Source organism: Bartonella sp. AA83SXKL (assembly GCF_042196965.1).
GTDB lineage: Bacteria > Pseudomonadota > Alphaproteobacteria > Rhizobiales > Rhizobiaceae > Bartonella.
Genome location: NZ_JBHIRG010000001.1, coordinates 40533 through 53339, shown reverse-complemented (window position 1 = coordinate 53339; position 12807 = coordinate 40533). Strand labels below are relative to the sequence as shown.

Annotated in this window: 10 protein-coding genes; 5 read left to right on the top strand and 5 right to left on the bottom strand. The window is 36.8% G+C overall.

Annotated elements, in window-relative coordinates; genetic code table 11:
- Window positions 1–12: 12 nt before the first annotated feature.
- The 4 genes from cyoB to gpsA all read left to right on the top strand — a co-directional run bounded on the left by cyoB (window position 13) and on the right by gpsA (window position 5013).
- A complete protein-coding gene (cyoB, locus tag ACFINO_RS00170) occupies window positions 13–2031 on the top strand; it encodes a cytochrome o ubiquinol oxidase subunit I (RefSeq protein WP_375617542.1) in 2019 nt (672 codons plus the stop codon).
- A complete protein-coding gene (locus tag ACFINO_RS00165) occupies window positions 2028–2696 on the top strand; it encodes a cytochrome (ubi)quinol oxidase subunit III (RefSeq protein ID WP_375654724.1) in 669 nt (222 codons plus the stop codon). The genes cyoB and ACFINO_RS00165 overlap by 4 nt, the downstream gene beginning before the upstream one ends.
- The gene (gene cyoD, locus ACFINO_RS00160) at window positions 2696–3604 is read left to right on the top strand and encodes a cytochrome o ubiquinol oxidase subunit IV (protein ID WP_375634017.1); all 909 of its coding nucleotides are present in this window, start codon (window positions 2696–2698) and stop codon (window positions 3602–3604) included. Before ACFINO_RS00165 ends, cyoD begins: the two co-directional genes overlap by 1 nt.
- Window positions 3605–4005: 401 nt before the next feature.
- A complete protein-coding gene (gene gpsA / locus ACFINO_RS00155) occupies window positions 4006–5013 on the top strand; it encodes an NAD(P)H-dependent glycerol-3-phosphate dehydrogenase (RefSeq protein WP_375654722.1) in 1008 nt (335 codons plus the stop codon).
- Window positions 5014–6855: 1842 nt separating this feature from the next.
- On the opposite strand, the gene fabI is transcribed toward gpsA, so the two are convergent.
- From fabI to fabA, 3 genes are read right to left on the bottom strand one after another with little or no spacing between them, the layout of a single operon-like run.
- On the bottom strand, window positions 6856–7674 hold the full coding sequence (gene fabI, locus ACFINO_RS00150; RefSeq protein ID WP_375654720.1) for an enoyl-ACP reductase FabI: 819 nt from the start codon (window positions 7672–7674) through the stop codon (window positions 6856–6858).
- A gap of 48 nt (window positions 7675–7722) precedes the next feature.
- Window positions 7723–8943, bottom strand: a complete 1221-nt coding sequence (gene fabB / locus ACFINO_RS00145; protein WP_375654718.1) for a beta-ketoacyl-ACP synthase I — start codon at window positions 8941–8943, stop codon at window positions 7723–7725.
- 57 nt (window positions 8944–9000) lie between these two features.
- Window positions 9001–9510, bottom strand: coding sequence for a 3-hydroxyacyl-[acyl-carrier-protein] dehydratase FabA (gene fabA, locus ACFINO_RS00140; protein WP_273722474.1), 510 nt, complete (start codon window positions 9508–9510; stop codon window positions 9001–9003).
- Window positions 9511–9741: 231 nt separating this feature from the next.
- Between fabA and irrA the strand changes: the two genes are divergently transcribed.
- A complete protein-coding gene (gene irrA, locus ACFINO_RS00135; RefSeq protein ID WP_375610040.1) occupies window positions 9742–10254 on the top strand; it encodes an iron response transcriptional regulator IrrA in 513 nt (170 codons plus the stop codon).
- A 46-nt stretch (window positions 10255–10300) separates the two neighbouring features.
- Here irrA and ACFINO_RS00130 read toward each other — a convergent pair whose 3' ends face one another.
- Together ACFINO_RS00130 and rpsU are read right to left on the bottom strand one after the other, a co-directional pair.
- Window positions 10301–10861 (bottom strand): SH3 domain-containing protein, encoded by a 561-nt coding sequence (locus ACFINO_RS00130; RefSeq protein ID WP_375633705.1) that lies wholly within the window; start codon window positions 10859–10861, stop codon window positions 10301–10303.
- Window positions 10862–12405: 1544 nt separating this feature from the next.
- Window positions 12406–12639, bottom strand: coding sequence for a 30S ribosomal protein S21 (gene rpsU, locus ACFINO_RS00125; protein ID WP_375633706.1), 234 nt, complete (start codon window positions 12637–12639; stop codon window positions 12406–12408).
- Window positions 12640–12807: the final 168 nt, after the last annotated feature.

Sequence of the window (12807 nt, the reverse complement as noted above, 5' to 3'; positions counted from 1 at the left end):
ATGGGTTGAGAAATGTTTGGAAGACTTACAGATCCTACGGCAGGTGCTTTTCATGCGCTTGCACATGAACCGATCGTTTTGTATACATGTATTGCGATTGTTTTGGTTGGTTTAATTGCTGTTATTGCTCTAACAGTACTTGGGTGGTGGGGGATTCTATGGCGAAATTGGATTACAACGGTTGACCATAAACGCATAGGTATTATGTACATCGTTCTTGGAATTATTATGCTTGTTCGCGGTTTTGCGGACGCACTTATGATGCGAACGCATCAAGCTTTAGCTCTTGGGAGTGAAACAGCAGGTTATTTGCCCCCTGAGCATTTTGATCAAATTTTTTCGGCGCATGGTACGATCATGATTTTTTTCATGGCCACGCCTATTTTATTTGGTCTTTTTAATTATCTTATACCACTTCAAATTGGTGCGCGTGATGTTGCTTTTCCCTTTGCAAATAATCTAGGTTTTTGGATTACGGCTGCAGGGGCGATATTGATTAACATATCCCTAGGTGTTGGGAATTTTGGTCGTGGTGGTTGGTTGATGTATCCACCTTTTACAGAATTGCAAACGAGTCCAGATACAGGGGTAGATTATTATTTATGGTCACTTCAGCTTTCTGGTATTGCAACAACAATGGGATCAGTGAATTTCATTGCAACGATGATTAAAATGCGTGCTCCTGGAATGACAATGATGAGAATGCCTATTTTTTGTTGGAGTGCTTTTGTCAGCAATGTTCTTATTGTAGTCATTTATCCTGTTTTGGCTGTAGCATTTGCACTCTTGGCATGTGATCGTTATTTGAACATGAATTTCTTTACCAATGTTGGTGGCGGAAATCCGATGGTATGGATTAACTATGTTTGGGTTTTTGGTCATCCTGAGGTTTATGTTTTGGTTGTTCCTGCTTTTGGAATTGTTTCTGAAGTTGTATCAACTTTTTCTTCAAAACGCCTCTTTGGTTATACTTCAATGATATGGGCCATGTTGGTTATTTTGATTCTTTCGCTTCTTGTTTGGGGACATCATTTCTTCACAATGGGTGGGGGTGAAGCTGTAAATACCTTCTTTAGTATTGCTACGATGATTATTGCAGTTCCAACCGGTGTAAAAGTTTTTAATTGGCTGCTTACGATGTATAGAGGTCGGATTCGCTTTGAGCCTCCTATGCTTTGGTGCATGGGTATGATCTTTACATTTGTTGGTGGTGGATTAACAGGTGTTTTATTATCTATTGTTCCTGCTGATTGGCAGTTTCATAATTCGCTCTTTTTGATAGCACATTTCCATCATACAATTATTGGAGGTGTGGTTTTTGCGTACTTAGCGGGGATTGCATTTTGGTTTCCAAAAGTTTTTGGTTATAAACCAAATCGCATACTAGGTATTACATCTTTTTGGTGTTGGTTTATTGGTTTTTACCTTGCCTTTTTTCCCGTTTATGCGCTTGGTTTAATGGGGGCGACGCGTCGTCTTCAGCATTACATGGAACCTAGTTGGCAGCCGATGTTTATTATTGCTGCATTGGGTGCTTGTATTATCTTACTTGGTATCCTTTGTTTCGTGCTACAGGTTGTTTTGGCGATTTGGTACGGTATTAAGCATAAAGGGCACTTACCGGTAACATTAAATGATTCTTGGGGTGATGCACGTACACTTGAATGGTTTACCTCTTCACCGCCTCCTTCCTATAATTTTGCCCTCCTTCCAAAGATACAGTCTGATGATGCTTATTGGAATATGAAGAAAAGTGGTTATCAACGGCCGACAAGTGGATTTACAAAAATTCATATGCCTTCGAATACATCGGCTGGAATTATTGCTGGCTTCTTCTCATTAGTTGTTGGTTTTGCGCTTGTTTGGCATATTTGGTGGCTTGTTGCGGTTGGACTGGTTGGTTTTATCGCAACGCTTGTGTGTCATTCATTAACAGGTGATCATCATGGTTACTATATTCCAGCTGAAGAAGTGCAAAAAACTGAAGATGCCTTTACGGCTGTTCTTAAAGAACGAGGAGTAATAGTATGAGTGCTGTAACAATGAATAACGCGAGCACTATAGATGAACTTCACCACGATAGTAGCTCGGTAATGACGTTTGGTTTTTGGGTCTATATTCTTTCAGACTTAATCCTGTTTTCGACACTGTTTTCAAGTTTTGCTGTATTTTCTGCTTCTTATGGTGGTGGTAAAGCGGGCAGTGAGTTTATAGATTTAAAGTTTGTTTTGGTTGAGACTGCTTTCTTGTTGTTTTCATCCGTCACTTATGGCTTTGCAATGGTACAAGCACATAAAAATAACATCAGTGGTGTGCGTTTATGTATGGCTATTACCTTTGTATTGGGGTGTTGCTTCATTGGTATGGAACTTTACGAATTTCATGAACTTTTGAGTGAGGTTTTTTATTTCGATCCAAATGCTTATGCGGGTATTGATCCTGCAACAGGTTTACAGCTTTTTGGACGGGAAATTCTCTCTGCTTATTGGTCAGCATTTTTTGCTTTGGTTGGCACCCATGGACTTCACGTAAGTGTTGGCCTTCTTTGGATGGTTGTGATGTTTTTTCATCTTCGTCGTAATGGCTTGGATCAGAACAATAAGACACGTTTAGCATGCCTTTCCATTTTTTGGCATTTACTTGATATTGTATGGATTGGTGTTTTCACCATGGTTTATCTATTAGGAGCGTTGTGATGAGCGTGCAAAATGAAACACATGGTCCCAGTACTGGTTCCTATTTGGTTGGTTTTATTCTGGCTGTATTTTTCACTTTGGGTTCTTTTATTCCTGTGATGTATGGAATGATGGAAAGTTGGGCAGTTAGTACAAAGGTTGCGTATCTTATTGGGATGGCGATTATTCAGATTATAGTACAAATTGTTTTCTTTTTGCACTTGAATTCTGGTCCAGACGCCAAGTGGAATTTAAGCGCGTTGTGGTTTGCTGCTATTTGCGTTTTTGTTATTATTGGGGGAACTTGGTGGGCTATTTCTCATTTGAATTATAATATGATGGGTGGTTCAGGACGTGTTATTGAACCGGAAATATCAAGTAGAGATGATTCTTCAGTGTCTGAGCAGTTATCAACCAAAGATATATCCGTAAGAAAACAGCCAGAAAAGATACAGGGCTCAGAGGTTTCGATGGAGCAAGGTGCAAGTACGCAAACTCTTGTAGAACAGGCACCTAGTTCAGAAATGCCTATGGGGCAGGGTCTAGGTACGCAAACTCCTGTAGATCAAGCACCTGGTTCAGAAATGCCCATGGGGCAGGGTCTAGGTACGCAAACTCCTGTAGATCAAGCACCTGGTTCAGAAATGCCCATGGGGCAGGGTCTAGATACGCAAACTCCTGTAGATCAAGCACCTGGTTCAGAAATGCCCATGGGGCAGGGTCTAGGTACGCAAACTCCTGTAGATCAAGCACCTGGTTCAGAAATGCCCATGGGGCAGGGTCTAGGTACGCAAACTCCTGTAGATCAGGCACCTGGTTCAGAAATGCCCATGGGGCAGGGTCTAGGTACGCAAATTCCTGTAGATCAAGCACCTGGTTCAGAAATGCCCATGGAGCAAGATCCAAATACGCAGTTTCCTGTGGAGTAGTTGTTAGAAATATCTACGGAGCTCTGATGCGGCATGTATCAGCTTCGTAGAAGAAATTCGTAGGATATAAAGCAGGAGATAAGTACAAGATATCAGTGGAATGAGTATCATTATTTTGAATATACTTTTAATTTAAAAGAGAAAGTCCGTGGGGTATTTAGTCAATCTTTAATTTTTGAGACAAATAGCTATTTGTAGAATATACAAAAAGTTATGTTTGTAAAATTTACTACAAAGAAAGAGAATGTGCGAAACAAGTTTTTATATTGTGTGAGATAAAAAAGCTACGAAGCAGTAATATTTTTAGATTTAAAGAATTTATATTAAAGATAGCATTAAAATTATTTGTAATAATAATATGTAATTGAAATCAAAAATTTAGAGAATAATCAGAAAATTTAATGAAAACCGTTGCAATGACAGTTATAGGTGCTGGTTCTTTTGGTACTGCATTAGCGATAGCTCTTGCCCGTAATGGTCATAATGTTTTACTTTGGGGATATAGTCCTCAACATATCAAAGAATTACAGGAACAACGTTGTAATCAAGTATATTTACCCGATATTCGATTTCCTGACAATTTATTACTTGAAGCTTCGCTTGAAACTGCTATAACAGCAAGTCACAATATATTAATCGCTGTTCCAAGCCATGTATTTCATCAAGTTTTGTATAATATTCAGCCTTATTTAGATCAGCATTCACGCGTTATTTGGGCGACAAAAGGTTTAGAACATGGTACCGGACGTTTCTTACAAGAGGTTGCTCGTGAGATTTTAGGTGAAAAAATTCCTTTAGCTGTTTTTTCTGGACCAACTTTTGCTCAAGAACTAGCTATTGGTTGGCCTACTGCAATGACGATAGCAGCTTCTGATGTTGAGTTTGGTAAAGAATTGCAGCAACTTTTTCATTGTGACAAAAATTTTAGAGTTTATAAAAGTTCAGATATGATTGGTGTTCAATTAGGGGGAGCAGTCAAAAATGTTATTGCTATTGGTGCAGGAATATCAGATGGCATAGGTTTTGGGGCAAATGCACGAATAGCTCTTATCACACGAGGACTAGCTGAAATCAGTCGTTTAGGGGGGGCTATGGGTGCTGAGCTTTCCACATTTATGGGAATGACAGGCTTAGGTGATCTGGTTTTGACATGTACTGATAATCAGTCACGTAATCGTCGTTTTGGAATACTTCTTGGTAAAGGAATAGATATAAAAGAAGCGGAAAAACAAATTGGTCAGGTTGTGGAAGGATACTTGAATACCAAGGAAGTACATACGTTGGCGCAGCGTATTGGGGTAGAAATGCCCATTGTAGAACAAATTTATCAAATTCTCTATTGTGGTAAAAACATAACTGAAGCAGCAAACACATTATTAAGCCGCGCCCTCAAGGACGAAATACAATAATATCCTGTTTTTTAATAATTCAAATCATAAAAAATAGAAACATGCTATGATAGACATATAAAATAGATTGTATTGATGGTTGTATAAGGCAGTCATATTCCAGCAAATTATAGATTCATATCATTCGATTCTTTATGAAACATGGCTGAAATATAAAAGTTTTTGCTTTTGTCTAAGAGCTATCTCTTTGAAGATAAATTATCCGTTTCCACTTACACATGTTTGTGTAATGTAATGAACAAGATATTTTTATTGTCTCTTAAATTCATCTCACAATGATATTTGCAAACAGAATAATACAAGACTCATTAGGTAGAAGCATCTTATTTATATAACGTATAAGCTAAGAATATCGGGGCAGGGATATTGTGTATCTCTGTTTTTGTAATTCTTTAAAACAAGAAGACAATCTGTTTTGGGAAGAAGATGAAATTTTAAAGATGAAAACTAGTTCCCATTTCTACAATCATTTTTAAATTCAGTTTTACGCTATCTAAAGCAATATCTTTTAAATAATGGAGATTATCTCACACCTTTATTTTTCTCATTTTCTAATGAAAGCATTTCCCTGATGTGTCAGGTAAAATAGAACGCCCAAAAAAACACGATTGCTGTTATATATTCACGCGCTTGTTTTAAAGAGATCTCTCTTAAAACTCCCAAGTCTAATTCGCGACGGTGACCGTAAATAGTGTAACGATAAAGCCATTGTGCACATCCCCATTTTTACGTTTATGAAGGAGGAAGCCGATCATCATTACACCCCCCAATGTTGAGACAGCTCTAGGTACTTGAAGCTGTTCAGTAGAGATATTTAAGCCTTTTATTTTCTCACATATCAATTCTGTTTTTTATATGCAAGAAATGATTTTTGGAATTATAACTTTGAAAGTCTAAGATTGAAAAAAATGTTATTGTACTTGTTTGTGGCTATCATTTAAACTGAAAGAATAATCTGATTATAAAGATAATAAATTGGTTTATATGAATAATTTATTTTTGTATTGAATTAATTAAAAATATGCGTTTACGTGTCACAAGTAGATTAATATGTGGATAAAAATTATTAAAGATACTTCTAATGAATCATCTCAAGTGTCAAGGGTTGTTTCAATATGAGAACATGGCAAGTAAAATGACGGTGTCGGTTTGTCATCTGTATAAACATTAAAATGGTGGTGAAAAAAGGATTTTATGTACTTCACAGGGATTTTTATACGTTTTACAGGTACCATTGTGAAATGGAATGGCGTGCATTGAGCGATATCTTTAAAAAAATGCATGAAAGAGCAACAGCTATAGTATTTTTGGGCGTTCTATTTTACCTGATACATTAGAAGAAATGCTTTCATTAAAGAATATAGTAAGATTAATGATTGATTTCTTTACGCCTTCATATTCATCCTAAATTAGATTGTATTTGCGTTTCAAGAATAAATCAAACGGTAGGAATATTTTTTTCAATTTTCTACACAAAAGCTGAAACTAAGGATTTTAATAATTCTCTAATCTCTTTTTCAAAATACGGTGGCATGAGGGCTGAGGATTGATTTATAAGCAACGACAAAAGCGTATGCTTTAGTAAGGTAAATAACGTCATAAAATACAAAATTTATCAACCATGGATTGAAGAAATATTCCGGATTTTTATAAAATATTTTGCGAAACAGGGCATCGTACATCTGGTTTTGTATTGACTTATTCTTACAAATATTTGCACATATTCCTTACGTCATATTATTATAAGTCAATACACTATTATATAGCTGAGAAAGTACTCAATACCCGATTAAAGCACTATGCACATGATTGATTTTATTTTTTAGTGCAATGAAATAAAATTTATCCTTCTTGGGAATCGTCACTTTTTTTCAGTTCTTCAAGTATTGGCATAGACATGATGTTATATCCTGAATCAACATAATGAATTTCACCTGTAACACCTGATGATAAGTCAGAGAGTAGATAAAGAGCAGATTTTCCAATTTCATGAATATTTACGGTACGCCGTAATGGGGCATTACGCCGTTGATGTGAAAATATTGCACGTGCAGCTGCAATACCATTACCTGCTAAAGTTCTAACAGGACCAGCGGAAATCGCATTGACACGGATATTTTGAGGACCAAAGTCCGCAGCTAAATAACGTACCATAGCTTCTAAAGCTGCTTTAGCAACACCCATGATGTTATAATTAGGCACAACTTGCTGTGAAGCACCATAGGTAAGAGTTAAAAGTGTTCCTCCATTGGGCATAAGCTTACCGGCGCGCTGGGCAATTTCAGTAAAGGAATAAGCTGAAATAACCATCGTGCGTTGAAAGTTTTCACGTGTTGTAACATCAACGTAACGCCCTTTTAGCTGAGTTTTATCTGAAAAACCAATGGCATGGACAATAAAATCAATTGTTTTCCATTCTTTTTCAAGTTGCTTAAAGACGTAATCAATATTTTCACTTTTTTCAACGTCACACTCTAGCACTAATTTGCAGCCAAGTTTATCTGCTAGGGGATGAACACGTTTTCCAAAAGCATTTCCTTGATAAGTCAACGCTAATTCCGCTCCTGCTTGTGCGAGCTGACAGGCAATGCCCCAAGCAATTGAATGGTCATTCGCAATTCCCATAATAAGGCCGCGTTTGCCCTCCATCAAACCTTTCATATTATTCTCCGTAAGACCGTACTTTTTTCAATTACTAAGAGCTTTTGTTTATACATAACGTTGGAAAACAAGCGTTGCATTGGTACCGCCAAAGCCAAAAGTATTTGACAATACGGTATTCAGTTGTTGATGATCACGTCGTTCACGAACGATAGGCATATCAGCAAAAGCTGGATCAAGTTCTTCAATATGGGCACTTTCACAAATAAAATTATGATTCATCATTAACAATGTATAGATTGCTTCGTGAACACCTGCTGCTCCTAAGGAATGTCCTGTTAGAGATTTGGTAGCGGAAATGGGGGGGCATTGATCGCCTGTTCCAAAGACACAACGGATAGCTTCTATCTCAGGAGGATCACCAACAGGAGTTGCTGTTGCATGGGGATTGATATAATCAATTTTATTATTGACTGTTGCAAGGGCCATGCGCATGCATCGTTCTGCTCCCTCTCCTGATGGGGCAACCATATCATGTCCATCGGATGTCGCACCGTATCCAACGATTTCTCCGTAGATTTTTGCACCACGTGCTTTAGCAAGTTCTAAATCTTCAAGGACTAAAACGCCAGCCCCTCCAGCAATGACAAAACCATCACGATTAACATCATAAGCACGTGAAGCTTTGTGAGGGGTGTCATTATATCTGCTGGACATAGCGCCCATGGCATCGAATAAAACAGATAGTGTCCAATCCAAATCTTCGCAGCCACCGGCAAAGATGCGCTTCTGTTTACCATATTGAATCATTTCGTAAGCATTACCAATACAATGATTGGAGGTAGCACAAGCTGAAGAGATTGAATAATTGATCCCCTTTATTTTAAAGAAAGTTGCTAATGTTGCAGATGCTGTGGAACTCATCGCTTTAGGGACAACAAAAGGTCCAACACGTTTTGGACCTTTTTGGCGTGTAATGTCAGCAGCTTCTACGATTGAATGTGTTGAAGCACCTCCAGAACCCATAATAATACCCGTGTGTTCGTTCGATACTTCATGCGGTTCTAGACCCGCATCAGCAATTGCTTGATCCATGGCGATGTGATTCCATGCTGTTCCACGCCCATGAAAACGTAGAGCACGTCGATCTACGAGTTCTTCTATATTAATATCGGGCTTGCCATAAACTCTGCTACGAAAGCCTAATTCAGCATATTGAGGTGCGTAAGAAATTCCGGATTTTGCTTCACGTAAACTGGTTAAAACAGCTCCAGGGTTATTTCCAATTGCGGAGACAATTCCCATTCCGGTTACAACAACTCGACGCATTCATACCTCCTCGTTCCATACAGAATAGTGAAAAGTTCTTTCTGACGGAAATAACGTTCAATCTTCTTTGAATAAAGCAACGCGTAAATCGTTCGCCTTATAAATAGTCTCTCCATCTGCTTTTAGCCACCCATCAGCTATTCCTAAGACTAAATTTCCACGTCGAATACGCTTAAAATCTATTTCATATTCAAGAATTTTGGTTTGTGGAGTTACCATCCCTGATAACTTTACTTCACCTGTTGATATTGCTCTTCCTTTGCCTGGTTCGCCTAGCCAACCAAGAAAAAAGCCTGTTAATTGCCACATACCATCCAGTCCGAGACATCCTGGCATGACGGGATCGCCTATAAAGTGACAATTAAAGAACCACATGTCTGGTGTAATGTCAAATTCGGCGCGAACCATTCCTTTATCGTATTTACCATCAGTTTCACTAATTTGAGTGATTCGATGAATCATTAACATTGGCGGTGCTGGCAATTGCGCATTACCTCTACCAAACATTTCGCCGCGAGCGCAGCTTAGAAGCTCTTCATAAGTGTAGCGAGACTTTTGTTCAGCCATTGTTACTCCATTTATTTGCATATATCTTTATTTCTGCGCTTTTCCCAACCTACTTTTAGAGCAAATTTTAAAGAGAGGGAAATGATTTTATATCATTTTTAATGACAAAAGCCTTTTTTTATGTATTCTACATAGGTAATTATTTAAAAATGGAATACAAGATTACACCATACTATTCCCATTTTTTTGTATTTTGATCTTATTTAGCAGGAATATATTTGGGTTTATAATATGTCAGTGAGTGCAGACAATTTAGATATGAATGAAGAGCAGCAGTTCACAAAAGAGTGTGGAAAAATTGTGCAATATTATTCCATTTCTATGTTAGAAAAACGTTTGCGTCAAAATGGTCTGCGTCCAACACGTCAGCGGTTGGAACTTGCACATATGATTTTTTCTCAAGGAAATCGTCATATTACTGCTGAAGAGCTCTATGAGGAAGCGGTGAGGGCAGGTGTACCTGTATCTTTAGCAACGGTTTATAATACGCTTCATCAATTTACGGAAGCGGGATTATTACGGATTATTGCCGTAGAAGGCTCAAAAACTTGGTTTGATACCAATACCTCTGATCACTACCATTTTTATATAGAAGGCGAAAATCGTATTCTTGATATTCCTTATAATTTGGAAGAAGCTCCCATTATTAGAAATTTGCCTAAGCCACCAGAAGGTATGGAAATTTCACATGTTGATTTAATCGTGCGATTGAAACCAAAAAATCAATCTTGTGATAGGCAGTGAGGATATTCAATGAGGAATAAAAATTAAACTTGTTGAGTTTGAGTATTCACCAACCTTTTACTTTTTCATCAGGATAGATTCCCCATAACTGGGGTTGCTGAAGCCATCCGCGCGTATTATTAATGTTTAGTTCGCACCATTGTCCATCACATTGGCGGATGTTACCAATGACGTTAGGTTCTACTTCCGCCACAAGTTCTGCGTTGTCGGTGGGGTTTTTTCGTAGCATCAGCCTTTTTGTTTTATCTTTTTGCCATGGAATAGTTATAGCAGTTCGCTTTCCCGATAAAAGCGATTGATACACCCATCCCTCATCGCCTTCTGCATCACGAATTTTGCGCCATTGATCATATTCTTGAATGATTTCAATAGGTAAGCCCTTCTTTTTGTAGGTGAAAATGATAGAATAGTTGCTTCCTGGTCCGACGCGTACATTAACGCTGGTGGGTTTAATCGAAGCAAATCGCGGAAGTGGTAAACCACTGGGCCCTAAATTTTGATTAAATGTTTGTGCATGCAACAAATGAGGTGAACCCAATACAATGACTATTGCTATTAAGATACATGATATGAGTATTGAAACGCGAAACCAACGAGAATTTTGCACACCGAACTCCTTTATTTCGTCATATATTGGAAATTTAAAATCTGAAAGATAAGACTGGAAACTGATAAAAAGTATGACACATTGCTCGTTAAAGAGATCTAAACGATGAAAAAATTGCTACAAAAATATCAAAATAAGGAAAACAAAAGGTTTGTATTTCTTAGTGCTTATCTTGTTTATGAGGGGGTAGATATAAATAAACATGAGATTTTTATGTAGCTGTAGGCGTGATAAAACAGTAAAGTATACTGGAGCCTTAGCAGTTTTTGTACAGGAAATTAGGGCTAAAGTATTGCATCTCTTTTCTGAGTTTGTTTCTCAAAGTAAAAGTGCATGTATGCATATTATGAACAAAGAGCTGTTCAGTAAAGGGATTATTGTGTGGCTTGAAAAGAAGTTTTGAATGAACAAAATAATACGATAAATAAAACATTTAAGCGTAAAAATATGAGCAACATTTATAGAGTAGATTGATATATGAAGGGCTAACAGGATACTTTTTCGTGATAATTCATTTATAAAATTTGCTACACTCTAATCTTATGCCATGATAATGCTTATCCGTATGGTAGATAAGCTGGCTTCATCGTTCTATTTACCAGCTTTCAATGTTATGCTATTCCTATTATTTATGGTATTCATAAGAAGCCTTTTTGTTTTTTCTTAAATAGCTTTTATTCTATTTGCGGATGAATCCCGCTTATGATGTACAAGAAAATAATCTTCATTGATTCAATATGAGAAAGTGTTGAGAAACTTTAACTCGTTATTTAAATTTTAAAAACATTTCCATCAAAAATGGTAATAAAAGGCACATTCATCCATATTAAAACACAGTGTTTTCTCTGTTTATTGTCAATTTTCTTTTTCTCTAACTCAGTATAGAAGAAAGTTGAATGAAATAGAAAGGCTTATTCGATACACTGATGAGGGTAATTACATAAGTGATGAATAGAAGAAATTTATCAAGAAAAAAGAATCTATAGTGCAGTGGTTGAAATTCGTCATCCTTTAGAGAGACAGAATCAAGAGATATAAAAAGTTATGGAATTACATCGTTTCGTTACATAACTGAAGGGAAAGAGGATTATGAATTTGATATTATATTTTACACACAATCGCATATTGCGATAGTTATTTTTGTTTTGTAATCAGACCTAGGATGATCGAAAGATGTAGAATATTTAATGACAAAAAAGAAATTCATCATGAAACTGTACATAAGAAGCAGTGATGTAAGAGATATCCAGAAGGAAAAAATTATAGCGAAAAGTGATAATAAAACACCCCGCACTCAATTTACATAGGAAAAAGTCGCTTAAATACCTCAAGTGTAGTTTGTTATCTATTTTTTGAAATATAAGAGTGAAATAAAAACCACCTCTATGATAGAAATCTTATTATTTTCAAATAACTAACATGTTAGATAACATTGTACACAAAAACCTACACACAAGCAATTTATTGCAATCAACTATGAAGATAAAATTTTCTAGTAGTTTACTATCTATTGCTTATGCAATTATATAATATTATAAAGTATATTACTTTACCGCAACAGTTCGTCCGTTACTAATAAAACCTTCTCTTTGTGCACGCTTACGAGCAAGCTTACGTGTACGACGAATAGCTTCAGCTTTTTCACGAGCACGCTTCTCAGATGGCTTCTCATAATAAGTACGCATTTTCATTTCACGGAAGATACCTTCACGCTGCATCTTTTTTTTCAACGCACGGAGCGCTTGGTCAACATTATTATCACGAACGAGTACTTGCACTATCTATCCTGCTTTTTTCAGTGTCATAAATGATAGGAAAAAACCTACGTCCTTTTAAAGGCATATCCAAAAGGACAAACGCTTATATCATATAAATAAGACATTTGTCTATATCGCTTTTTAAAATTCTATTTTTTTTATAATAAAACGCTTTTTATAATGAATGAT